This is a genomic window from Nostoc paludosum FACHB-159 (assembly GCF_014698835.1).
In the GTDB taxonomy this organism is placed as follows: Bacteria; Cyanobacteriota; Cyanobacteriia; order Cyanobacteriales; family Nostocaceae; genus Nostoc; species Nostoc paludosum.
This window is the reverse complement of the sequence record NZ_JACJTU010000053.1, coordinates 21,403-46,343: the sequence shown is the minus strand read 5'-3', so window position 1 is coordinate 46,343 and position 24,941 is coordinate 21,403. Positions and strand designations below refer to the sequence as shown.

Genomic DNA, 24,941 nt, shown 5'->3' with positions numbered 1-24,941 from the left:
TGGAAAATTACCAATTGGTAAGGACCACCGTTGTACAGCCACTCATCAAGAGATGCTGCTTCCCAAATTGGGTAGAAGTGTAAACCAATGGCGTTGGAGGAAGGTACAACTGCACCAGAGATGATGTTGTTTCCGTAGAGTAAGGAACCTGCTACTGGTTCGCGGATACCATCGATGTCTACTGGAGGTGCTGCGATGAAGGCGATTACGAAGCAGGCGGTGGCGGCTAGCAAGGTGGGGATCATGAGGACGCCGAACCAGCCGATGTAGAGGCGGTTGTTGGTGCTGGTGATCCAGTTGCAGAACCGCTCCCATACGTTGGCGCTTTCGCGACGTTGAATGGTTGCTGTCATTGTTTTATAAATGCGGTTGTTTTTACCGAATGAATTAGGCGATTTGTTTTCGCCTGTGAATGTAATTTACATTGCTTTACGTAATTTAATCAAGTTTTATTAAGACAGTAAAACTTATGTAAAATATAAGCTTTACTTATATTATAAGAGGCGATCGCACACTCGCCCATACGTACAAAAAATTGTGATGAAAAAGCCCAGTTTCCAGTGGGACTGGGCTTTTAGCTATCTCAATCTATCAAAGGAGGTAAACTAGTGCGATCGCAACCGATTAAGCAAAGCTGATTAGAGATTAACCTTGACAACTTTGTTCTTTTCTTGCTCAGTTTTAGGTAATGTTAGGTGCAAGATGCCATCTTTGTAATCTGCGGTGACATTGGTGTTTTGAATCCGAGCAGATAAAGGAATTACACGGTGGAATTTACCGTAGTAGAATTCGGTCTTGGTAGTACCCTTTTCTTCGGTTTTAGTTTCAGACTTGCGTTCACCGCTGATGTGAACAGCATCTTCAGTGACTTGAATATCTAAATCTTTGGCTTCGATTCCTGGCAGTTCTAGCTTCAGATAAATAGCATCATCAGTTTCTTGAAGTTCAGCAGCTGGAACTTTGATAAAATCTCTATCAAGCAATCCAGATGGTACTCTGGTGTCTTCAAATAAATTATTAATTTGACGTTGTAGAGTGTCGATTTCTCTCCAAGGATTCCAACGAACTATTGCCATAACTCTTCCTCGCAATTAATTATTTGTTTAATAAATTTTGCACTTGGGCTTGTGCTTATTTTTAATATTACGCATGGTTAAACTGCTGTAGATTCGGTTATTATCACCAACAATATTGATGATTACCGCACACATTAGCGACAAGAAAAAATTCCGGTTTACTCTCATTTTTATGTTCGGTAAACCGAAACCTGTGTAAGAATTTAGAAATAAAACGCAATAATTAATAGGCAACAGGCGATAGGCAATAGGGAATAGATTTTTTACAAATGATTTAGGTTTACACAATAAAGGTAAAATATCAATTGAGAGTGGCAATAAATGAAAAGGCTTATGACCACAGTAGTCAAGAGACTCACGTTGGAAGAGTATCTTGTTTATGATGATGGCACAGATACTCGTTACGAACTTGTAGATGGAGAGTTGGTGGAAATGCCGCCGGAAAGCGATAGGAATAATTTAATTTCTCTTTATTTACTCTCGCAGTTTCTCAAGTTTGTTCCGATTCAGCTTATCCGGCATAAAGATACCGAACTCGTGGTCATAGGTAATCGCACACGAGTTCGATTACCTGACTTAATGATATTAACGCAGGAGTTATTAGAGGCGATCGCCGGAGGACGAGCTACAATCACTCCAGATATGCCTTCCCCAACAATGGTAGTTGAGGTTGTCTCCCCAGGAAAAGTCAACGAGGATAGAGACTACCGCTATAAACGTTCTGAGTATGCAGCACGGGGTATTCCTGAATACTGGATTGTTGATGCCCAGAAAGCTAAAATTACTCTACTGACTTTGGTTGATGGATTGTATGAAGAAACTGTGTTTCAGGGGACAGAAATTATTCAGTCAGCTACTTTTCCACTGCTGAATTTGACAGCAGACCAAATATTAGCGGCCGGACAAGTCTAATATTTTATAAAGGAGAATTCAGATTGATGAATTCAATAGTAAAACATGCTTTTTATATCTAGTTAGTATGTTTAATTTGTGTACTTCATCAATATGAAATCTACTCTGGCTACTAGATGCATCAACCAATGGGGCGATTGCCAGGATTGACTGCATGAATATATTCACTACCCGATCGCGGTCTTCCTCGTTTATAATAAGCCTCTTCTGGTTTACCCCATCCAAGCTGCAAAATTATTTCCAAAAAGCTAGAATTTTCCCACTTCCATAAACTTGCCCATTCTGTGATTTGAGCAATTCTTTCAACATCAGGTATAGCAATTTGTTCGTGTTGTTTACTATTGTTAAAACTTAAATACAAGTCCATCCCTGTAGTGACTTCATACCAAAATTCTAAAATCGAATTTTTAGCGGCTTTTAAAATCTCTAAATCACTGGTAAGGGCTATTAATTCGGTATCTACTTCGGGATAATGCAAGGTTTTCCCTTTGACTGTCATTTCCCGCCAGATAATACCTGACACTTGATTTTCTCTTTGGTAATCGTGAATTGCCGCTTTGAAATCTTGGTAGGCTGTGAACTTTTGCAAACCATCAGTTCTGATAAACTGGTCAATTACGGGATTACCAGAAACTTTTACCTCTAATTTCAAGCGTTTTCCTTTGAGGCAAGCTTGGCGTTCGTCTGCCAAAATTTGGATTAGTTCTTGAGTGGTGTAAACCTTTGACATCAGAATACACTTTGGTTAGTCATTGGTTATTGGGCATTTGTCATTAGTTATGAACTATAGACTATGAATTAACTTTTTAACGTGTTATACAGAATATTTCAATAAGTAGCCGTCATGAGCTGTGCAGACAAATAAGGGATAAAAAGAGAATAGGTAAAGAATTTAGTTTAGAACCTTCTGCCTTATGCCTCTTGCCTGCTGTCTTATATTGATTATGCTTTGGCATGGAAAACAATGCAGTAACAGACAGCACTAAAATTTAGGGCAGACCAATTGGCCTACCCGATAAGTTACTTAGCTAACTCACTACTGAACTCATTGAAAGCCCGTCGCTTTAGCTGTGCTGTTTCGGTGCGTGGTGATAAATCGAATATTTTACGAAATTCATCGTCTATGTCTTCAAAAGGTACTTGACCCGTTTTATTCAGGACTACTTGACCTGATTGATTAAACACTAAAACCTGAGGAACGCTCCCAGAATAGTAATATCCTGGTTCTGTGGGATCGTAGGTTTGTTTGGGTGGGATGCTATCTACACTAATAGGGATAATCTCTACTACCCGACCATATAATTCCTGTACTCGTGAAATGGAAATGGCATATCTTTTGGAATCGCTGCTGTCATCGAGATAAAACGCCAAAAATACGGGTTTATGTTCTGCTAGAGACTGTGCCAGTGTCAGTCTAGAAGGGACTAATGAACCATTACCAGCGTAAACCACAAACATATTGCCATCATATCTATCATCATTGAGACCAGCATATGCAGGTTGCATACTTATAATGAACAGACAAACAACCAAGAATATGCATTTGGACAGGAATTTTGGCCAGCCAGTAAATCTTTTATGTAAAAAAAGAAACTTTATGCTATTCATCAAAATAAACCTTGCAAGCTACTACTTGTCGTGAGTTGTGCTGAAATCGGCAAACTGGGCTGGATATATAATTACGCCCGCGCACTATTTTTTAAGATAACTTGTATTGGTAAGCTTACCCCAACCTGAAGGTACAGGGCTTTAACCTCAGATTTAAATCATCACCGAACTAACCGCCTTAGCGTTACCAATCACACGGCGAATTGCTTGGCAGACATGGTTTGCCTTCAAACCCGTAGCTTCCTTTACAGGCTTATAAACCTTGTGGTGAAGTTTGGTTGTGTTCCAGCAATTTTCGCGTTTTGCAATCTCATATATCTGATTGCAAGCTTCAGCAAATAAGAGCAACGTGCGGTCTATTTCAGAGCGCAACTCTATGGGGACTTGAAGCTTGCATTTAACAGATATCGTTTGCATTTGGATGGGTTAAATACTCATCCAAATGTACCATGTAAAGCCGCCGTAGAACGGCGGGATTTCAGACCCATTCTCTTGATGAATCGAAGGCAAGGCACTATTCCAAACACCGCAGAATCCGAAGATCTTGCAGTAAACTACACATATTTTGGCTCAATGCCTAATATGCTCAAAAGAGCCTGTATTAATACTTCTGGTTCAATTGGCTTGGAAATATGGTGGTGAAATCCGGCTGCTAGTGCTTGTTGCCGATCGCTGTCTCCAGCATAAGCAGTGAGGGCGATGGCCGGAATTTCTCCGCCGCGATTGGGTGAGAGCTTTCTAATTTGGCGGATTAGTGTGTAGCCATCGATATCAGGCATACCAATATCGCTGATTAGCAAATCAAATTTTCCTTGCCCCAAACTGCTCAAAGCTTCACTAGCAGAGTCCGCTTGAGTCACTTGCACCCCGTATTGTTCTAAAACGAAGGCGATGAACTCCCGTGAATCTCTGTCATCATCTACAAGTAATGCTTGCAATCCATTGAAATTCAAGTCTGAGGAATTATCAGAGGCAGTATCATCTTGATTCAGTTTTGCCGCAGCGATCAGTGGAAGCTTGACTGTAAACGTTGCTCCTTGTCCTTCTCCTAGACTGGCTGCTTCAACGGTTCCGCCGTGCAGTTCAACCAAATGACGCACGATCGCTAACCCCAAACCCAAGCCGCCAAATTTTCGGGTGGTTGTCCCATCAGCTTGGCGGAAGTAATCAAAGACGTAGGGCAGAAAGTTACTATTAATACCTTTACCAGTGTCGCTAACAGTGAGCTGAGCGTATTTTGAAAGGTTCCCTTCTCTTTCATCCTCGATGCTTTCTAACTGCACCTTGACTCGACCACCTTGTGGGGTAAATTTAATCGCGTTAGCAAGTAAATTCCAAATAACCTGTTGCAAACGAGCAGAATCACCGAGTACTTGACCAATGTTCGGTTCAAATACTGTTTCAATCTGAATGGATTTAGCTTCAGCTGCGAGGCGGACGGTTTCCAGGGCAGCTTTGATGGTAAAAGTTAGACTGACTGGAATTGTCTTCAAACTTAACTTGCCTTGGAGAATGCGCGACACATCCAGCAGATCTTCAATTAGTTGTGCTTGCAATTTGGCATTGCGTTCGATGGTTTCTAGTGCGTACTGACTTTTGGCTGTGTCTGGGTGGGTTGTTTGCAGAATTTTTGCCCAACCCAGAATCGGATTCAGGGGCGATCGCAATTCATGAGACAAGACTGCGAGAAACTCATCTTTAATTCGGTTGGCTTGCTGTGCTTGTTCAGTCTGTTGCTGCAAAGAGACCATCAGTTCATTGAGGCGATCGTTCTGTTCTTGCAGTAAAGCTTCTGCTTGTTTGCGCTCGGTAATATCTGACAGGATGAAAACGGCACCTGTGAGAGTTCCCTGTTGATTAAATGCCGGGTCGATGGTTTTAGCAAACCACCGTCCTTGAGACTGAAATTCTAGAACTTGCCGTTGGTGAGTTTCTTTAGCACGGCGAAAGCAAATGCCGTCACCGATTCCCCATTGGGAGTTAATCAACTCATGGTAGAGACGACCCAAAATTTCGCTCTGATGCTTGTCAACCATCTCTATCATCGCGCGATTACAGCGCAGAATTATACCTTCTCGATCTACCAGACATACGCCGTCGTTGATGGAGTCAAAGGTGCTTTGCCACTCCCGCGCTGAGGAAAAAGCAGATTCTTCTGCCCGTCGAATTCGCAGTAGCGATCGCACTGTAGCAACCAATTCAATGGGTTCGACTGGTTGTGCTAAATAGGCATCGGCACCGCTGTCTAAGCCTTCTACTTTGTCCTGGCTTTGGATAAAACTTGCACTCAGGTGTAGCACCGGAATAAAAGTCGTTTCGGGGTTTGCCTTGATTTGGCGACAGACTTCAAAGCCGCTCAAATCAGGTAATTTGACATCCAAAATTACCAAAGCAGGCTGATATTCAACAACTGCCTTTAATCCAGCTGCTCCAGTTGCTGCTTCCAACACGGTAAACCCTGCATTTTTCAAAATCCGGGTGACAACGTAACGATTGGCTGCGTTATCGTCAACATGCAGGATCGTTACGTGTAGATCAGACATTGTTTTCTCTCCAAACATCCAGAACAATTCCGGCTTTCACGAGCGCATCTTGAAGTTGGGCGATCGCTGCCGTTTGAGAGCCTGTTTCTTTGGAAAGAATGGCAATACTTTGTTTTTCTAACCGTCTGTGCACTTCTACATCCAGTTGAGCAGACGAGTGGATGATTACAGGAATCGACTGAGTGACGGAATTGTTTTTAAGCTGCTCAAGTACATCAAGCCCCCCGATCTCTGGCATCTCCAAGTCCAGCACGATGGCACTTGGATGCTCGCTTTGTGCCAAATTTAATCCTTCTTCTCCATTCGCGGCTTCTAAAATACTCAATGGTGTATTTACCAACAGCTGTTTTACAAGATACCGATAGGCGGGGTCATCGTCAATTAATAAAATTTTTTGAAGACTATTCTTATTAATCAGCGTATTGAGTTTATTCAACAGCGGCAATCTGTCTGCGGGCTTAATTAGAAAGCCGTCCGCTCCTAGCGCCAGTGCTTGTTTCTCGTTATCAATGATGGTAATAACGAGTACAGGGATGCTACGAGTCGTTTCGTCTCCTTTGAGTTCTCGCAAGAACGTCCAGCCGTTTTGCCCTTCTAGCATAATATCTAACATAATTGCCATCGGTCGAACTTGTTCTAACACAAGCCTTGCCTGAGCTAAGGTGCGGGTTGGAATCAATTGATAGGTTGACTCCTGAAGGTGCTTTTCGTAAATAAATAGCGTTTCGGGATGATCTTCAACCGCGAGAATGGGCAGGCGATTTGGCTCAAGTGGTGCGGGTTGCTGTAGGGTGGGAAATTCAGTTGCATGTGGGTAGACGATGGGAATCGATGCTGTAAAGGTGGAGCCTTGACCCAGCTCGCTTTTAACCGAAATGTTGCCACCGAGTAGCTCCGCTAGCTTGCGCGATAACGGCAACCCTAAGCCAGTTCCCTTCACCTGCTTTTGCAGAGAGGACTCAATTTGCACAAAATCCTCAAAAATCCGCTCTCGATCGCTTGGAGCAATACCGATACCCGTATCGGATACGGAGAAGGTCACGGTATGACCTGTTTGCATAGCACTGACGCGCACTTCTCCCTCCTCAGTAAATTTGAGGGCATTGGAGACAAAGTTTCTCAGAATTTGGGCGACTTTGCCCTCATCGGTATAAAGCGGAGGTATAACATTGGGTTCCTCGACAATCAGTGCCACAGAGGAGCCTTGAACCAATAATGGGCGCAGCATTCCCCGCAATGTGGCAAACAAGTCGCTGACTTCAAAGGAACTGGGGCGTACTTCAATTTTTCCAGCTTCCACCTTGGCCAAATCCAGCAAGTCGTTGACCAATTCTGATAATCCGCTGGCTGCCTTTTGGATAAATGTTACTTGCTTTTCTTGCTCGGCGGTCAAATCGCCATCCATCCGCGCCAGCAGCATCCGAGAAAGCGACAAAATGGAGTTGAGCGGCGTGCGAAACTCATGGCTCATGTTCGAGAGAAAGCGGGTTTTTAGCTCGTTTGCCTTTTGCAGCGAGTCTGCCTTTTCATCCAGTTCTGCGTAGAGGGCAACTACACCGCGATTGGTATCTTCTAGTTCTCGATTGAGATAGATCAGTTCTTCCTCGCGCTTCCGCAGTTCTGCCATTGCTCGGAGTAATTCCTGGTTTTGCCGCTGGATTTCTTCATAGGGATTTTGAGGCGATCGCCCAATAACGGTTTCTCGAATCTCCTGCAATTGCGAATCGCTGAAACTAGGCGATCGCTTCGATAACCTTTTACTCATCACCACCGTTGTTCCTTGTCCCGGTAGCGATTCAATCTCAAAAAAATCCATTAGTCTGCGGGTGCCGACGATGCCCAGTTCCATTCCTGTGCCAGAGTTGTAGCGTCCTGCCAAAACGTCTGCCAGATGAGGAATGCCCTCACCTCGATCCTCAACTCGAATCAGAAAAGCTTGCGGCTCTCCTTCGACACAAAATTCCACCATTCCGCCTTTAGCATACTGAAAGGCGTTGCGGGCGATTTCGGAAACTGCTGTTGCCAATCGTGCCTGATCTTGAGCATCAAAGCCCAGCTGCTCGGCGATTTCCCTAGTTCGTTGCCGAGCTTGCACAACATCCTGTTCGTAGTGAATTTCGAGTCTGAAAAGCATTGTCAAGTCAGTTCGCTCCAATTCAAACTTGCACTTCCTTTGCCGCTTGTTCCTTCAATTACGAATTAGTAAGTAGGCAGACATAATTAAATATAAAGTACAAAAGTTTAAAAACCCCTATCAAAACAGCCTTTTCCCTCCTGCCCCCTGCCCCCTGCCTCCTGCCCCTGCCCCCTGCCTCCTACTTATCTGCTCATTCCTTTAGCCACTAACACCGTTACATCGTCTCGTTCTCGGTTAAAGTCCCGGTATAGCATACCTGCAATCAGGCTGGGATGTTTTTGACTCAAACCGGGATAGCGATCGAGCCGCCACTTAGCGTCTAATCCGTCAGAATGCATAATTAAAAGTCCGTTACCATACCAGGGATAGCTAAACTCTTGAATTTTGTGGATTTCATGCCCCACCGTACCGTTATGAGATACCAGATTGTGGTGTTTGGTAAACGAGAAAATGCTGGCAGAAATATTGCCAATTCCAGCAAAGCGGACAGACTGTTGTTCAAAGTCGATTTCGGCAATGGCCAGCACTGCTCCTCGCGTACTTCGCAAGGCGGCGTGGGCAGCTTCAACGATCGCCCCAGGAAAAAGATGATGATGGTCTTGAAATATTCTGAGGGCTTGGGAAGCAGCAGTGGCAGCCGCAGTTCCATGCCCCAAGCCATCAACTACTAGCAATAAACTGCGGCTAGCATCGACTTCACATGCCCAAGCATCTCCGGAAATGTCCTCTCCTGGTTTGGGCAAACAGATCGCCCCAATTTCTAAGGTCTTTTCTGGCGGATGGGATGCCGAGTCTGACCAAACGTGGGCCAGGAGTGCTGTCCCTTGCTTGGGAATCGAGTAAATTTCCAATAAATTAGAGAGGCGAAGAATTGCGCCCAATCCGTTGCCTGATGTTCCGGCTGTGGAAAAGCCATCTTGCAAACACTCATCTACATCGACCATCCCCGGCCCTTTATCCAGCGATAAAACCTCAATGCCGACGGCTAAATTCTGCTTGAGCGATCGCAGCAGCACTACTCCACCACGAGCGTGCTGCACCAAATTGTTAGCAATCTCTGTCACTACAATACCAACCTTGCCCCGTTGGGTTTCCTGAAAGCCGAGCCTAGTTACCAAAGCCATCGCTAAGCGTCGGGCTTCCCCGGTTTGGCTGGATTCAGTAATTGTGACGGCGACAGATTCGATCATTTTATTTCCATCGTATAATTGTTACCCGCGTTCCTTCTCCCACCGCAGACTGAATCTCAAACTCGTTGGCAAGTCGTTTGGCACCGCTCAGTCCCATACCCAATCCGCTGCCCGTGGTAAATCCATCCTTGAGTGCCAACTCGATATCGGGAATTCCCGGCCCGCAATCTTCAAAGGTCAGTTTAATTCCTCGCCGTCTCCCTTCCTCAAGGGTTTCTAGTTTGGCTGTGCCGCCTCCTCCATAGTCTAGGGTATTACGTGCCAATTCACTGGCGGCGGTGACAATTTTAGTTTGGTCTACTAAGCCAAAGCCAATTTCCATAGCTAGCTGGCGTACTGCCTGCCGAACTAAGACTACATCACTAGAAGATTGAATTTCGAGCGTTTCAGTCTTCTGCATTGTCATCTGCACGCCATTTAGTCGCAGTCATTTGATTTGTGGTTTCATCGAGTGACGATCGCAACAGTGCCATACCCTTTTCTACGTTTAAGGCAGTGCGAATGCCCGTCAGCGATAGCCCCAATTCCACTAAGGTGATTGCCACCGCAGGCTGCATACCCACGACAACCGTTTCGGCATCCAGTACCCGTGACATTTTGGCAATGTTGGCTAAAATCCTCCCCAGAAAAGAATCAACAATCTCTAATGCAGAAATATCGATCAGCACACCACGAGCGCGAGTTTGAGTAATGCGGTTGGTCAGGTCGTCCTGTAGCGTCATAGCAAGGCGATCGTGCATATCCACCTGGATGGTTACAAGCAGGAGATCGCCCATTTTGAGTATGGGAATGCGTTCCATTGATTTGTCGTGTCCACCTATTGGGGCTGAGAGCGAATGGTCGCTCCCATCCGTTTTAACGCCATGAGAAAGGCATCGGCTAGCGTCGCCTTTGTTGTGACATTAGTCAAATCAATGCCGAGATAGACGATGGTTTGGGCAATTTGCGGACGAATGCCACTGATTATACAATCTGCTCCCATGAGACGGGCAGCGGTAACGGTCTTAAGCAGATGTTGAGCAGTGAGGGTATCGACGGTGGGAACCCCAGTAATATCAATGATCGCAACTTCTGAACCTGTTTCAACAATCTTCTGCAATAATGACTCCATTACTATTTGAGTGCGGGCACTATCGAGTGTGCCGATGATGGGCAATGCCAAAATTCCCTCCCAGAGTTTAACCACTGGGATAGACAGCTCTAGCAACTCTTCCTGCTGCCGCCAAATCACCTCTTCCCGTGCCTTCTGATACGCTTCTACGATCAGCAATCCCAGTTGATCTAGTAAGTTTGTGGCTAGCCAGATTTCTTCACCCAACTCAATGGGGTTTTGCAATTGCTGACGCAATCGATTGAAGAGGGGTTGCTTGAAGGAAAAAATGAATGTAGCTGTTTCCGAGGGTGTAAAACCTCTTTGCGATCGCGATCGGGAAATGCTAGTCAGCATCTCCCTCATATCCTGCCATGTAGTTGCCTGAATATTAGTTAAGTTCCCTTGCCCAACGGCGATCCGAAACAAGGTAAGAAATTCCCGGCACTCCTCCTTTAACTCAGTTTCTTTAATCAAGCCTCTGCGAATATTGACAGCGGCTAGCTCTTGAGTCCACTCTGAAAGCATGTCTGCCTCGAAAGTTTCCAGGATCTCTGGTATCTTACTTTCGCTCATCGTTCCTTTAAGGGCAACCTTTTTGATTATTCCAAAATCAGTGTATGACGATTCAGCGCCAGGTGAAAGCAGAAGTTAAAGAGGCAGGGGGGCAGGGGGCAGGGGGCAGGCGGCAGGGGGCAGGGGGGCAGAGGGGCAGAGGGGGGGAGTGTTAAATTTGAAAGTTTAAAGTTTAGAAGTTCAACAAGTAACCTATGAGGTTAGTCGTTAAATATCTGAGCTTCGTCGCTGAATATCTGAACTTCGTCGCTGAATATCTGAGCTTCGTCGCTGAATATCTGAGCTTCGTCGTTGAATATCTGAGCTTCGTCGTTGAATATCTGAGCTTCGTCGTTGAATATCTGAACTTCGTCGCTGAACCTTTGAACTTCGTCGTTGAATATCTGAACTTCGTCGCTGAATATCTGAGCTTCGTCGTTGAATATCTGAGCTTCGTCGTTGAATATCTGAACTTCGTCGCTGAATATCTGAGCTTCGTCGTTGAATATCTGAGCTTCGTCGTTGAATATCTGAGCTTCGTCGCTGAACCTTTGAACTTTAAACTTCTAGTTGTAACACTTCCCCATCTCCTCACTTCCTGCCCCCTGCCCCCCTGCCCCTCTGCCCCCCCTGCCCCCATGCCCCCCTGCCCCCTAATATTGACACTGGCATTTTCAGCTAGGATTCGCTAAACTCACAAAATTAAATTTGCAACTAAAAACTTTCAATTAGCAACCGCCAGAAGAGTAGGGTAAGAATGTGGGAAACAAAATACAAGTCATAGATAGAGTGCGATTGGGTTTTGCGGTGTCAGTAGCAAAAAGTGTGACGTTTTTAGTGCGATCGCTGCGTCTCGGTGCTGCTAGTGTATTACCAGGCTCAATTGCTCGTCGCATTGAAAAGAGGCTTTTACAATTATTGAGTCAGCAAGTTAAAAAGGGAGTGATTTTAATTGCCGGTACTAATGGCAAAACCACAACATCGCTACTTTTAAAAACGATACTAGAAAACAAAGGTTATCGCATTGCTCATAATTCTACAGGTGCAAATCTGGAAAACGGCTTGATAACAGCTTTGTTGGAAAGCACTAATTTAGTGGGAACGCTAGATGTTGATTATGCGATTTTGGAAGTTGATGAAAATATTGTTCCAAAAGTATTAACTCCACTCCAACCGCAAATTATTCTTTGTTTAAACTTGTTCCGCGACCAACTCGATAGATACGGGGAAGTAGACACAATTAGTAAGCGTTGGACAAAGGTAATTTCTACGTTACCGCCAGAAACAGTAGTAATTCCTAATGCTGACGACCCAACTTTATCTCATCTGGGTCAGCAGTTACCCCAAAAGGTGTTATTCTTCGGCTTGAATGAACCAGAACATTATCTAGAAGCAATTCCTCACGCTGTTGATTCTATTTATTGTCCAAAATGTGGACATTCCCTAGATTATAAAGGTGTCTACTTGTCGCATTTGGGAGATTTTACTTGTCCCAAGTGTGGTTTTAGTAAAAGTCAACCGAGTCTGGAAAGTAGTGAATGGCCGCAAATTCTCGTTGGTTTATATAACAAATACAATACTTTGGCAGCAGTAACAGCAGCTAAAGAATTAGGAGTTGATGAAACAACAATTAAAGATACTATTAAAAATTTCCAAGCCGCTTTTGGTCGTGCTGAAGATTTAGTAATTAATGGTAAAAAAGTACGGATTTTGTTATCAAAAAATCCTGTAGGCACAAATGAAACAATTCGCGTAGTGACTCAAAGCACAGATAAAACTACACTGCTAGTATTAAACGATCGCACACCCGATGGCACCGATGTATCCTGGATTTGGGACGTGGATACTGAGAAATTAGTCGAACGTGGAGGAACTTTAGTAGTAAGTGGCGATCGCGTTTATGATATGGCGCTACGCCTGCGTTACAGCCAGAAATCTCCTGATAGTACATTAAATTTAATTGTCCAAGAAGATTTGCGCCAAGCGATCGCTACTGCCCTAGAGCATACACCAGAGAATGAAACTTTGCACATTCTCCCTACTTATTCAGCCATGCTCGAAGTGCGAGAAGTTCTCACTGGTCGCAAAATTCTTTAAATTAGAAGTGAGGAGTTAGGAGTGAGGAGTTATAAATTAGAAAAATTATTTTTTATTCCCCACTCCCTATTTCCCAGCACCCAATCGAATTACGAATTACGAATTACGAATTACGAATTATGAATATGAGCTTACAAAATTTAGAATTAACAATTGGTTGGTTGTATCCGACGCTGATGAGTACCTATGGCGATCGCGGTAATGTAATTACTATAGAACGTCGCGCTCAGTGGCGGGGATACACTGTTAAAATATTACCCTTAGACCAAAATGCCACAGCAGCTGATATTAAATCTGTAGATGTCATAGTTGGTGGTGGCGCACAAGACCGTCAGCAAGAAATTGTCATGCGCGATCTCCAAGGTGCAAAAGCTGACGCCATGCGCGAGAAAATTGAAAATGGGACACCAGGGGTTTTTACCTGTGGTTCTCCCCAATTGCTGGGACACTATTATGAACCAGGCTTAGGACAACGTATTGATGGCTTGGGAATACTCGATTTAGTTTCTGTACATCCTGGTGAAAATACTAAGCGCTGTATTGGTAATTTAGTCATTGAAGTTACAGCTTCACGTTTGGCGCAAGATTTAGCAGAGATGACAGGTAGTACACCGTATTTGGTAGGTTTTGAAAATCACGGTGGACGTACCAAACTCGGAAAAGTAGAAGCATTGGGGCGAGTGGTGTACGGCTTAGGTAATAATGGTGAAGATGGGACAGAGGGAGCGTTTTATCAAAATGCGATCGCTACCTATTCTCATGGCCCTTTGTTACCTAAAAATCCCTTCGTAGCTGATTGGTTAATTCAAACAGCATTGCGGCTAAAGTATCAACAGGCAATTACTTTAGAACCATTAGATGATAATCTTGCTCTCCAAGCACGGGAAGCAATGTTTCAGCGATTAAAAGTTAGTTTACCAACTCGTGCGACAACGCAAGTTTAAATTTTTGCCCTGACTTTTCCCTTGCTGAATGTTCTTTCTGGCTCAGTGTATAAAATACTTGCCACTTTGGCTGCATCATTTTGATTGTCTTTGGTAAAGTATTAAAAGTCAATTACTTGTGGGCTATATTTACCGAGGTTTACTATACTTTTAGGTACATTCAGTTAAGTTTGCTCTGCTAAAGGAACAATAGAAATTGCTGATGTATTCATTACACCAGCAATCAGCAGAATCATGAGTTTTGGTTAATTTCCCTCGTCCCTGTAAAAGACGAGGTATTTTTATTTGAGGAAATCGTTTAATTGCTGAATCCAAAAATATAGTAGGCAATAGGCAATAGGCTTAAAAATACAGCGCTTTTCAGGTAAATTAAGTACGCGGGTAGGGGCGCACAGCTGTGCACCCTTACTACGATCCAATACAGTTCAGATAAAGCCAGAACAGTTGTAGAGACGGTGATTTATCGCGTCTGGTAAAACCCACAATTTTGTACAATTAGCTCTTAACTGAACCGCATTGTACTACGATCTCAATACTTGTCGGGTTTTGGGGAAAAGGGGAAAGAAAAAACCTTTACCCTTTTCCCCCTGTACCTCACCAACTTGCAATCTGCCGTAGAACTATGGTTTTACTTTCCTAAAGCAAAGATTTCTGTATTCAAAACAACTTTCCAAATTACGTTTTAGCTTTTTTGAATCATCGACTCGAATTTATACCAATTACGCCAATGATTATTAAGGTGATGGAAATGAGTTTGGTTAATGTTGCAGATTCACGAAACCAAATCATACCAATCATCGCGACTAGGATAGTTCCCAAACCAGCCCAAACAGAATAAGCCAGACTGACTTCAAGTTTTTTGAGAGCCAGAGTCAAAAAAGTAAGACAAAGTGCATAAAAAACAAATATTAATACTGAAGGGACTATTTTAGTAAATCCTTCTGATAATTTCATGCAAGTTGTACCTGAAACTTCAAAAAGAATTGCTGCAATGAGGTAAATCCAACTTATTGACATATCTGTTGTGAGCAGTTGCTTATAAGGCTTTTATTATCTCTAGAAAAATTCCAAAATTCAATGCAAAGATATTTTTTTATTGGCAAGTTCCTTAACTGAACTGTATTGCCCTTTAAAAGAAATTATCAATCCAAAATCCGTATTGAAAAGTTTGATCGCAGGGAACTTGCGATCAAACTTTTGTTTTTGACACGCTACGCGTAGCTGCTGTATATCAGATTTGCAATAAAAAGCGCTCCTTTTTAGAGAGCGCTTTTTCGTGTGATTTGCTGAACCTATGCAGGTTTTTTAGGAAAGTGCAAAATTTTAAATCTTGTAGGTGAGCTAGTGGGTTGCTTTGGTTGCCAAATCTGTAGTAGCTGGTGAACCAGCACTGCAAGAAGGTTTCCTTCTCTAGACGACTGGTGTTAGCGCAGGGTAAAGCCTGCGGCATAGCTTCTCTACGAGACGCTACCGCGTAGCTTGCTTCCCCGCAGGGGTACGCTTAGAGCGACGGAGGAGCGTCACCCAAAGGGTGTTGTGTTATCGCGTAGGGTAACTCACAACTTAAGATTTTAGGTGGGTTAGGAACAATGCCCGTAACGCACGCTAAAAACTTGCTCTTTATTAAATCCAGATTTCTTAAATTAAGCGTTTAGCGCTTCCTCTTGATGGGTTTCAATGACACAATCAGAAGCGGGATAGGCATAGCATGTCAGAACCCATCCGGCATTGATTTGATCGTCGTCTAAGAAGTTCTGATCCGATTGGTCGACTTCACCTGAAATCAGTTTTCCAGCGCAGGTAGAGCAAGAACCAGCTCTACAGGAGTAGGGCAAGTCGATTCCTTCCTCTTCTGCGGTATCTAGGATGTACTGATCGTCAGGAGCGTCAATTACTTGTTCGCCATCTGGGGTCTTTAATGTGACCTTGTAAGTTGCCATGTAAAAATCCCTAACTAATATAAACTCCATTTTCGATACTACGGGTTTATGTGCAGCTAGTCTAGAGTTAATTGTGGTTGAGTTTTCTAAATTTAAGAAGCAGCTAGTGGAGCTAGTTTACATCTACCATAAGGTGGACAGGAAAATCACAGAGCGAAAAATTTGGCGATCGCTTCAGCAAATCCCTCAAATGAACTATAATTCTGAGACACGATCGAGACAGTCATTCCCAACTTTTGAGCATTGGCTGTTGTGTAGGGGCCAAAGCAAGCGATCGCACAATCTCCGTAATCCCTTGGAGAGTTGACCATTCTCAAAAAGCTTTCTATTTCCGCCGTGCTACTAAAAGCAATAACATCAATCTTTCCTTGACGAATCAAGTCTAATTCAATACTGTAAATATTTTTATCTAAACCCTGGGTAATATATGCAGGTACGCGAGTCACTTTTATGCCCAAATTCTCTAGGTCTGTAATTAAATTGGGTATAACATTAGGTTCCGGCAAACCCACAACTTCTGGAGCAGGTACCAGCACTTTTTTTTCATCAATTTGGACAATTGTTTTTAATTCGGCGACAATTCCAGCTGGGCTAGATTCTTTGGGAATTAAATCCACCTTGCCACTAAACGACAATAAGCTTTCTGAATCTTTTCCCAATGCACATAATTGGCAATTTTCTAACACAGATACAGGAATATCTAAATCATTCATGCGCTGAAAAAATGCAATTATTCCGTTCCTGCTTGTGAAGATAATCCAATCAAATTCTTTGATGCGGCTCAAAGCGTTGTCTAACTGAGTATAGTTTGATAAATAACAGGTTTCGATAGTAGGCATCAAAATAGGTAAACCACCTTTTTTGATGATCTGTTCAGACAACCTACAAGCATAATTTCTCGGTGCTGTCACTACAATTCTCTTGTTATGTAGAGGTAATTTGCTAGATGAAGTGAGCAAATTAATTTCTGTTGATTCAATGTGCATTGTTAAAAGGGAACAGGTAACTGTCCGGTTAATCACTTATGATTAGCCGCAAATGATATCACAAGATGGTAAAGCTTGATAGCGGTTCCCAATCAAATCAGGTACCTCATTTGATTGGGAAATGCTAAGTAAGCAGACATAATTAAATGTAAAATACAGCTGAGCGAAACCCTTTGCTATTGAGGGTTTTACCTTCTGCCCTCTGCCTTCTGCCTTTAACTAAAATTTCTGCAAAGAAAATAAAAAATTCTTCACATTCAGGAAATTAATTTAATCAATTTAGTAGAATTTGTTTAAAAAAATTTAACTACCTTTCCTTTATGATAATTTTTTTTTATAGCAAAATTAAAAATTTACATAAACTTTTATACTTAGTTATCTTCTAACGACTTCGGAATACAGCAGCGAAGTCGTGGCTGCACTCAAGGCAGGACTTGAAGACAAAATTATTAGCGTTGCTTTGCGGGTACAAACTGAAATTATAAAATCCCAATTACATAGCCAGGAAATAGCTGATTAGACTTCTTGCAGAAGTAGGGAAAAGGGGAAAGGGAAAGGGGGAAAGGTTTGGTATTTTCCTTTCCCCTTTAACCTTTTACCTTTTCCCACCTCTTGCAAAAAACACTTTTGCAAGAGGTCTATTAAAATGTTAGGGGAAAATGTGGGAAGTGCAATGGTGTAACCGCCCTCTTATATCATGTCCGTTTAAAGACTAGGCTTTTGGGATTTTTGCACAGATGCGGCGCAAGTTAATCTGGCAGCAACCATTCAAACCGCCATTGAAAGGTTAAAGATTGCTAGTGTGCGTAAGTCCTGAGAATTCTTAAAACCTAAAAAAGTGTGAGCCTTATACAAAGATTGTGCATTGAAGTAATTGCTTGCTTTTCCTAAGCTGCTAACTATAACAGGCAATAGGCAACAATCAGGCTATGCACAAACATTGGTTTTTTTACCCACCAGCTTGGCCGATCGCTGCCAAAATTTCGATAGCCTTAGTTTGTGCTGTGCTGATACCGATGATCTTCACTGCTTGCTACAATCTACAACAGAGCTTAAACAGTGTAGAAGCTGGCGAATACAGCAAACTAGAATTGTTAGCCAGCAGTTTTGCTACTCGCTTCGACCAGTTAATTATCGATCGCCATCGTGTTGTTACTCAAGCTAGCAGCGATGGGTATGTCATAGATTTTCTTACGGCTACTACGTCCCAAAAGCCAGAAGTTGAAGATCGCAACTTACAACAAACAATAGAAAACCTGTTTCGCTCTTATTCAGACGTTGATGCTGTTTTGTTGATAGATAAAAATGGTCAATGTCTAGCGGCGACAGATGCAAAATTCATTGGACAAAACTATTCCCACATCCAAGGCAACTTTTACGGTTCTAGCATCTTTTTGGATGAAACAAGCAAAAGTCGAGGAATATTCTTTTCTGAACCCGTGCGCTCGTCTAACGGGGAGATTCTCGGAGCCACCCTACTCAAAATTCGCGAACAAGACATTTGGGCGACTATTAAAGCCTTGCATCTAGGCATGGAGTCCTACGTCTTTTTAATAGACCAGCAGGGAATAATCATCAGCCAATCCGAAGATTATTTGGATAACCATAACCTTCCTTATTTGTCAAGTAATAATCTCAAGCAGGTTGTGGAGAATAAACACCATAGTTTGAATCAGATTGAGAGTTTAGATATTCCCGACTTAGAGGTGATGGTGAGAGCTAAGCAGCCGGGTCACGTCACGTCTGAATTGCGATCGCAGATAATAGGCTTTGCACCCTTAGCAACTCAACCTTGGATATTAGGAGTAAACCAACCCAAAGCAGAATTTATCGCTCCTTTGAATCGGCTAATTTGGTTGCATGGTACTAGTGTAGTGGTTGTGGGAGGAATTACAGTAATCATCGCAGTGTTGTTAGGGTTGAGTATTTCTCAGCCGATTCACGCCCTCACTATTACTGCCCAAGCACTAGAGTATGACAATTTTGATGCAGATGTACTGGAATTACATCACAATTTGGCGAAATTCGGTCATAGCCAAGATGATATCGGTCAATTAGTGCGTGTTTTCTTAGAGATGGCAGAAGAAGTCAGAATGCGAGATCAGAAGTTAAAAGTGCAAGTTCAGGAACTTCGGATTGAGATTGACGAAAGCAAAAGAGCCACAGACGTTGCAGAAATTACAGAAAACGAAAACTTTCGACAGTTACAAAAAAAGCTTCTAAAACTCAAAGAATTTAAACCAAATGTTAGCGAAACAGAGACACAATACTACCAAAGATTACAAACCCAGGTGCAATCTTTGAAAGAGCGATCGCTTTGTGTTGAAGAATTGAATTTAACAGTTGATGCTGATGAAGATTAATAGACTAGCGATCGATGACTAATAACCAATGATTAATGACAAATAACTTATGGCACAAATCATCGTTGTTCACTCATTCCGTGGCGGTACTGGTAAATCAAATTTAATTGCGAATATAGCCACTCTTATGACGTTACAAGGTCAACGTGTAGGCATTATCGATACTGATATCCAATCACCAGGAATTCATATTATTTTTGGTTTTAAAGAAGACAATATACAACTGACTCTTAATGACTATTTGTGGGGACGCTGTGATATCCAAGACAGCGCCCATGATGTTACTGATGCTCTCATTGCAGAATCGGGAAATATAGGTAAAGTCAAGGGTAGGCTTTATCTGATTCCTTCTAGTATTAAGGCTCCTGAAATCGCCAGAGTTTTACGTGAGGGGTATGATGTAGTGCGCCTCAATGATGGTTTTCAAGAACTTAGCCGCAGCCTGAAACTCGACTATTTGTTAATTGACACTCATCCTGGGCTAAATGAAGAAACCTTACTTTCCATTGGTATTTCTAATGTTCTATTAATTATGCTCCGTCCAGATAGCCAAGACTTTCAAGGAACTGCTGTGACGGTGGATGTAGCTCACAAATTGAAGACAGAGAAAATGTTTTTGGTAATCAATAAAGTCTTACCAGGCTTGAATTTTGCTGACTTACAACAACAGATCGAGAAGATTTATAACGTTTCCGTCGCTGGAATTTTACCTCTTTCAGAAGATATGGTACAACTAGGCAGCAAAGGTGTTTTTTGTTTACGTTATCCTGCACATCCCATCACTCAGTTAATCAAACAAATTACTGAGGAAATAGCTGGTGTAGCTGTCAGTTAATTGTTAAGATTTAACAGTTAAAAGTTCTTATTGTCCACTCCGTTCTTTTGCTTCTTCATCTTTCTAGTAGTTGTTTATGACAGAAGTTTTGTTAAAAGAATTAACTAAAAGCGATATTGATTGGATGATTGCTACAGGCCATCGTCGAGAAATAGCTGCTGGGAGCCTACTCATTCCAGAAGAAAAAATTACTGATTCTTTGCATATTTTATTAGATGGTATCTTAACAGTTAACATCTCTCAACCAGATAACAATCCTTTGACTCGTGCTTTTGCAGCGATTGAAGGTAATGAATTAGGTCGTGAAATTGCCAGATTATCGAGCGGCGAGGTAGTGGGAGAAATTCCCTTACTAAATATTCCTTTTATAAATACTACTATTCAGGCTGTAGAAAAATCCTTAGTAATGTCAATTCCCCAAGAGAAATTGGCAGCAAAATTAGAACAAGATGTTAGTTTTGCATCGCGTTTTTATCGAGCGATCGCCATTATGTTTTGCGATAGAATCCAAAGCGCCATTAATCAGCTTGGACGGAACAAAATTGCCCAAGGTCAACCAATTAGAGATGTACTATTTGTCCTCGGAGAATTGCATGATGGCGACATCGATTGGATGATGTCTTCTGGGACACTACAAAAAATTTCTGCTAATACTGTACTTTTCCATGAAAGAAGTCCTGTAGATGCACTATATATTCTTTTAGATGGAACTATGTCTTTGTCTATTTCTCTTGACGAACGTAATCCCTTAGCCCGTGCTTTTGCTGCTATCGAAGAAAGAGAAATTTCTGGTAGAGAAATAGCCAGATTATCTAAAGGCGAAATCATTGGTGAAACACCCTTTATTGATGGCCGCTTACCCTTTGCAACAGTTAAGACAATTAAAGACTCCATTTTGTTATCAATTGAACGCCAAAAAATAGCAGCAAAATTACAGCAAGATCTAGGATTTGCATCACGTTTTTATCGAGCGATCGCTACTTTACTTTCTCATAGATTACAAGGAATCCTCAGCCAACTTGGTTACAGTCGGCGGGTTTATAGCAAAGGTCTGCCGTTAGGTGAAAATGTTGAATATGAAGATGAATTGAATAGTAATGTTTTAGATAGCGTTGCACTAGCTTGCAAAAGGTTTGATTGGATGCTAGGGCAGTTTAAGGTAAGTTGATTCAACAATGTTCAATGTGCCTTGTTCTTTCCCCTCTGCCCCTGTGCCCCTCTGCATTTCAAACTTGGAGAAATGCGGGTTATATCATGTCCGCCTAATTAGTTATAATTCGGTGCATATGTGCAAAAACCAGGAAACCCTCTTTCCCCCTGCTCCCCTGCTCCCCTGCTCCCCTGCTCCCCTGCCATCTTAATGATAAGTCTTTAACCGGACACGATACTATACCATTTGTCGAGCCATTAACTGAGCAAACAATCCGTCCATAGTTATTAACTGCTCAAAAGTTCCCTGTTGTACAACCCGGCCTGTCTGGAGTACATAGATTCGGTGAGCGTTACGGATAGTGCTAAGGCGGTGAGCGATCGCTATTCTGGTAACTTGTAATTTATCTAAACTTTCACTGACAATGGCCTGAGTTTTATTATCTAAGGCACTGGTAGCTTCATCAAAAAATAAAATCCGCGGTTTTAGTGCCAAAGCACGAGCAATTAACAACCTCTGGCGTTGTCCTCCAGAAAGATTACTACCCCCTTCACTCACTACAGTATGCATTTGCATAGGCATGGCGGTGATATCGTCAGCAAATCCAGACATCCGCGCCGCCTCCCAAGCTTCATCTAAAGTCATTTGTGCGCCGCCTGCTATATTCTCAAAAATCGAAGCTGAACTGAGTTGACCATTTTGTAAAACTACACCCAATTGTCGGCGTACTGCGTCCACATCCAACCCAGATAAATCTTGACCATCGTAGTAAATACTACCTATTTGTGGAGTCTCAAATCCCAATAGTAATCGCAGTAATGTTGATTTACCACTGCCAGAACCGCCCACTAAAGCAATAAATTCTCCTGGTTCCGCAGAGATAGTCACATCATCCAATGTTAAGGGGCCATCATGACGATAAGAAAAGGTTACACGGTCTACAGTAATTTTACCAACGAGTCTACCAGGATCGGCTTTGCACAGATCTACCTCTGGGATGGTTACCAAAATTGGCTGGGTGCGTTGCCATTGGGGAATAACTTGTAAAATTTCTGTAACTGTATTGCTGAGGTTGGTGCTGCCTCTAGTAAAGTTGCCAAAAGCTGTGTTGAAAGCTAGGAAGCTGCCAAGAGATAATTCTATTTGTCCTGAAGTTTGGGGAGTTTCTAAGAGTTTAATTGTAAACCAAAAAAGTATTCCAGAAGTGAGTATGGGCATGAGTGTATTGAACAGGACAACGGCATCTTCCACACCTTGCGTACTCAGTTCCAGCTTAATTTGGCGAGTATAGTTTTTACTCCAGGCGGCAAAAGCGCCCTCTTGCGCCCCGGCAATATGCAGTTTGGAAATACCATTAATTAACTGCACTGTCTGTCCAAAAATCTTACCCCGGACTTCCAGCAACGGACGCACCTTAGACACCAGCAGCATACCAGAAAGCGTAGTGAAGGCGATCGCCACAATTGCAGTCCCAACAGCAATGAAAGCTAATTTGTAGTTGTAATAAAATAATTGTCCCAAATAAAACAGAGCAAACAAACTGGTAATTAGGTTAACAAGAGTTCTACCACTGAGTTGGCGACGAATTGTACTCACCGATGAAATGCGGGAAAGCAAATCTCCAGTTGTGTATTGTCGGAAAAACGACACAGGCAAATTCAGCAACCGATCCCAAACACCAGCTTGGGTGGAAGCATCAGAAGCAGATTCCATTCGCAACAAAGCAAATCCCTGTGCCAAACCAAATAAAGCTGTACCCAAAGCTGCAACCAGCAAACCTAATCCAATTTGCAATAATAAAGAGCGATCGCTATCGGGAATTGCATTGTCTATAATAACTGACGTGGCATAAGGTGTAATCATCCCCAACACCGTCACCGCAATGCCACTAAATATAATTACTAACAATTCCTGGCTGCGTCCTTGAAGTGCGAACTTGACTATATCAATAGCTTGGAGTGCTTTATCCGGCAAAGAACGGTAAAACATATAAGCAACAGGAGTCAGAGTTGCAGCTATACGTTCATCCACTTTCACACGGGTGCGTTCAACCGGGTCAAAAATTTCATAACGAGTTGCCGAAACAGAAAGTAGCGCCACTGGGCGATTGTCTTGGGTGTAAGCTATTAAAGAACCGCAATCCTTCTCCCACCAATTATCTCGCAACAGCACCCGCCGCATCCGAATTCGGGAAGCTCGAACAATTGCTGACAAAGGTTCCTTCAGCCGCTTCAGGTTTTCAGAGCGAGAAGGGGGGCGAATTTTTATACCCATTGCTCTACCTACCGCACCAGCCGCCACTAGCAAAGGAGTACCTTCATTGAAAAAATCCCCATCTTGGAAATTCAACGTTGATGCTAGTTCGCCTAAAGCCTGTGCCGTAACTTGACGATTTAAGCGTTGGCGATCGCCCAATCTGATTATTTCTGCTTGTGCTTCTTGCTCATCTATAATATTGATGCATTGCAAGAATTGAGTATGCAATTGAGATAATCCAGCCAGTAGTATATCTGGTTGAAATTCCCCAGTAGGATTAGTAGTAAGTTGAACTCCCTCCACAGCTTCTAACCACATTTTTTCAGTGAGAGGAAAAGTTGCAGTGCTTGTTGTGAGCGTGACTTCCTCAAACCCCAAAAAACGGACTGTTCCTTTCTGAACCTTTACCCAACAAGTTACACCTGCTTCTGGCTGGAAAGTTTGACCATTGTTTAAAGAAAGTCGTGCTTGTGCAGAAGCCTTCACCTGAATTTTTGGCATAGTAACTTGAGACAATACGCCACCGAGTTGCAACAGCCAACTTTCTAGCCAAGTAAACAGCCTTGCATCTGCATTAACTACTAACTCCTGAAAACATTCTTGATGTAAATGTAGTAATTGAGCCTCCCCAATGGGCACTGCTAAAATTTGATATCGTTGATTAGCAGTTCCAAAAAGAGCTTCATTTTGATTAATACTGCATAAATAACGGCGAGTTCCTTCAATAACGCCATTTTCAACTTTGACAGCAAACAAAGCCATAGAGCCAGACTCAACCACCCAAACTCGACTAGGGTCATTGAGTAGAATTGGTTCGTTGCCATTAATTATGTAAGTTTGACCGTGTATTAGCATATTGGTGACTGGGGACTGGGGGAGATAAGAATAAAACTTTTCAACCTCTGAGGTTCGCCGCTGAATATCTGAGGTTCGTCGTTGAATATCTGAGGTTCGCCGCTAAATATCTGAGGTTCGTCGTTGAATATCTGAGCTTCGCCGCTGAATATCTGAGGTTCGTCGTTGAATATCTGAGGTTCGTCGTTGAATATCTGAGGTTCGCCGCTGAATATCTGAGGTTCGTCGTTGAATATCTGAGGTTCGTCGCTGAATATCTGAGGTTCGTCGTTGAATATCTGAGCTTCGCCGCTGAATATCTGAGGTTCGTCGTTGAATATCTGAGGTTCGCCGCTAAATATCTGAGGTTCGTGATTTATAGCCGTAGTCACATAGGTTAGGACATTTTAAAAGCTTGAATGCCA

22 protein-coding genes and 1 pseudogene are annotated in these 24,941 nt (G+C 42.7%); 7 read left to right on the top strand and 16 right to left on the bottom strand.

Features of this window, described 5'->3' with window-relative positions:
• Positions 1 to 353: pseudogene (locus tag H6H03_RS32285) on the bottom strand (photosystem II q(b) protein); the annotation flags it as partial.
• Between the two features lie 285 nt (positions 354 to 638).
• A complete protein-coding gene (locus H6H03_RS32280; RefSeq protein ID WP_190959117.1) occupies positions 639 to 1,076 on the bottom strand; it encodes an Hsp20/alpha crystallin family protein in 438 nt (145 codons plus the stop codon).
• A 333-nt stretch (positions 1,077 to 1,409) separates the two neighbouring features.
• Here H6H03_RS32280 and H6H03_RS32275 point away from each other — a divergent pair, with 333 nt between their 5' ends.
• Positions 1,410 to 1,988: a Uma2 family endonuclease gene (locus H6H03_RS32275; protein ID WP_190959116.1), complete on the top strand. Its 579-nt coding sequence runs from the start codon at positions 1,410 to 1,412 to the stop codon at positions 1,986 to 1,988.
• A gap of 121 nt (positions 1,989 to 2,109) precedes the next feature.
• Here H6H03_RS32275 and H6H03_RS32270 read toward each other — a convergent pair whose 3' ends face one another.
• The 9 genes from H6H03_RS32270 to H6H03_RS32230 all read right to left on the bottom strand — a co-directional run bounded on the left by H6H03_RS32270 (position 2,110) and on the right by H6H03_RS32230 (position 11,132).
• Positions 2,110 to 2,718 (bottom strand): hypothetical protein, encoded by a 609-nt coding sequence (locus H6H03_RS32270; RefSeq protein ID WP_190959115.1) that lies wholly within the window; start codon positions 2,716 to 2,718, stop codon positions 2,110 to 2,112.
• Between the two features lie 290 nt (positions 2,719 to 3,008).
• The gene (locus tag H6H03_RS32265; RefSeq protein WP_190959114.1) at positions 3,009 to 3,596 is read right to left on the bottom strand and encodes a thylakoid membrane photosystem I accumulation factor; all 588 of its coding nucleotides are present in this window, start codon (positions 3,594 to 3,596) and stop codon (positions 3,009 to 3,011) included.
• A gap of 153 nt (positions 3,597 to 3,749) precedes the next feature.
• Entirely contained in the window at positions 3,750 to 4,013 is a 264-nt protein-coding gene (locus tag H6H03_RS32260) for a hypothetical protein (protein WP_242057880.1), read from the bottom strand.
• Between the two features lie 137 nt (positions 4,014 to 4,150).
• Positions 4,151 to 6,139 (bottom strand): response regulator, encoded by a 1,989-nt coding sequence (locus H6H03_RS32255; protein ID WP_190959113.1) that lies wholly within the window; start codon positions 6,137 to 6,139, stop codon positions 4,151 to 4,153.
• Positions 6,132 to 8,273, bottom strand: a complete 2,142-nt coding sequence (locus H6H03_RS32250; RefSeq protein ID WP_190959112.1) for an ATP-binding protein — start codon at positions 8,271 to 8,273, stop codon at positions 6,132 to 6,134. The genes H6H03_RS32255 and H6H03_RS32250 overlap by 8 nt, the downstream gene beginning before the upstream one ends.
• A 185-nt stretch (positions 8,274 to 8,458) precedes the next feature.
• Positions 8,459 to 9,466, bottom strand: a complete 1,008-nt coding sequence (locus tag H6H03_RS32245) for an ATP-binding SpoIIE family protein phosphatase (protein ID WP_190959111.1) — start codon at positions 9,464 to 9,466, stop codon at positions 8,459 to 8,461.
• A gap of 1 nt (position 9,467) precedes the next feature.
• Positions 9,468 to 9,866, bottom strand: coding sequence for an anti-sigma regulatory factor (locus tag H6H03_RS32240; RefSeq protein WP_190959110.1), 399 nt, complete (start codon positions 9,864 to 9,866; stop codon positions 9,468 to 9,470).
• Positions 9,853 to 10,266: an STAS domain-containing protein gene (locus H6H03_RS32235; protein WP_190959109.1), complete on the bottom strand. Its 414-nt coding sequence runs from the start codon at positions 10,264 to 10,266 to the stop codon at positions 9,853 to 9,855. Before H6H03_RS32235 ends, H6H03_RS32240 begins: the two co-directional genes overlap by 14 nt.
• Positions 10,267 to 10,283: 17 nt before the next feature.
• Complete coding sequence (locus H6H03_RS32230; protein WP_190959108.1) at positions 10,284 to 11,132, bottom strand: STAS domain-containing protein; 849 nt, start codon at positions 11,130 to 11,132, stop codon at positions 10,284 to 10,286.
• 194 nt (positions 11,133 to 11,326) lie between these two features.
• Between H6H03_RS32230 and H6H03_RS32225 the strand changes: the two genes are divergently transcribed.
• The 3 genes from H6H03_RS32225 (at position 11,327) to H6H03_RS32215 (ending at position 14,152) form a co-directional block, all read left to right on the top strand.
• Positions 11,327 to 11,803 (top strand): hypothetical protein, encoded by a 477-nt coding sequence (locus tag H6H03_RS32225; protein ID WP_190959107.1) that lies wholly within the window; start codon positions 11,327 to 11,329, stop codon positions 11,801 to 11,803.
• Positions 11,804 to 11,870: 67 nt separating this feature from the next.
• Entirely contained in the window at positions 11,871 to 13,208 is a 1,338-nt protein-coding gene (locus H6H03_RS32220; RefSeq protein WP_190959106.1) for a MurT ligase domain-containing protein, read from the top strand.
• Between the two features lie 125 nt (positions 13,209 to 13,333).
• Positions 13,334 to 14,152, top strand: a complete 819-nt coding sequence (locus H6H03_RS32215) for a type 1 glutamine amidotransferase (protein WP_190959105.1) — start codon at positions 13,334 to 13,336, stop codon at positions 14,150 to 14,152.
• A 696-nt stretch (positions 14,153 to 14,848) separates the two neighbouring features.
• Here H6H03_RS32215 and H6H03_RS32210 read toward each other — a convergent pair.
• The 3 genes from H6H03_RS32210 to H6H03_RS32200 all read right to left on the bottom strand — a co-directional run bounded on the left by H6H03_RS32210 (position 14,849) and on the right by H6H03_RS32200 (position 17,078).
• Positions 14,849 to 15,169 carry a DMT family transporter gene (locus H6H03_RS32210; protein ID WP_190959104.1) on the bottom strand — a complete coding sequence of 107 codons (321 nt, stop codon included), beginning with the start codon at positions 15,167 to 15,169 and terminating at the stop codon, positions 14,849 to 14,851.
• Positions 15,170 to 15,795: 626 nt separating this feature from the next.
• On the bottom strand, positions 15,796 to 16,092 hold the full coding sequence (locus H6H03_RS32205) for a 2Fe-2S iron-sulfur cluster-binding protein (protein ID WP_190959103.1): 297 nt from the start codon (positions 16,090 to 16,092) through the stop codon (positions 15,796 to 15,798).
• A 146-nt stretch (positions 16,093 to 16,238) separates the two neighbouring features.
• On the bottom strand, positions 16,239 to 17,078 hold the full coding sequence (locus H6H03_RS32200; RefSeq protein WP_190959102.1) for a uroporphyrinogen-III synthase: 840 nt from the start codon (positions 17,076 to 17,078) through the stop codon (positions 16,239 to 16,241).
• Between the two features lie 929 nt (positions 17,079 to 18,007).
• Here H6H03_RS32200 and H6H03_RS32195 point away from each other — a divergent pair.
• From H6H03_RS32195 to H6H03_RS32185, 3 genes are all read left to right on the top strand, one after another.
• Complete coding sequence (locus tag H6H03_RS32195; protein ID WP_242057881.1) at positions 18,008 to 19,441, top strand: HAMP domain-containing protein; 1,434 nt, start codon at positions 18,008 to 18,010, stop codon at positions 19,439 to 19,441.
• A 49-nt stretch (positions 19,442 to 19,490) separates the two neighbouring features.
• Complete coding sequence (locus H6H03_RS32190; RefSeq protein WP_190959101.1) at positions 19,491 to 20,276, top strand: MinD/ParA family ATP-binding protein; 786 nt, start codon at positions 19,491 to 19,493, stop codon at positions 20,274 to 20,276.
• 76 nt (positions 20,277 to 20,352) lie between these two features.
• Positions 20,353 to 21,444, top strand: coding sequence for a cyclic nucleotide-binding domain-containing protein (locus H6H03_RS32185; RefSeq protein ID WP_190959100.1), 1,092 nt, complete (start codon positions 20,353 to 20,355; stop codon positions 21,442 to 21,444).
• A gap of 219 nt (positions 21,445 to 21,663) precedes the next feature.
• Here the strand turns inward: H6H03_RS32185 and H6H03_RS32180 are convergent, their stop codons facing one another.
• Both H6H03_RS32180 and H6H03_RS32175 read right to left on the bottom strand, forming a co-directional pair.
• The gene (locus H6H03_RS32180) at positions 21,664 to 24,537 is read right to left on the bottom strand and encodes an NHLP bacteriocin export ABC transporter permease/ATPase subunit (protein ID WP_190959099.1); all 2,874 of its coding nucleotides are present in this window, start codon (positions 24,535 to 24,537) and stop codon (positions 21,664 to 21,666) included.
• Entirely contained in the window at positions 24,531 to 24,908 is a 378-nt protein-coding gene (locus H6H03_RS32175) for a hypothetical protein (RefSeq protein ID WP_190959098.1), read from the bottom strand. The genes H6H03_RS32180 and H6H03_RS32175 overlap by 7 nt, the downstream gene beginning before the upstream one ends.
• Positions 24,909 to 24,941 lie beyond the last annotated feature (33 nt).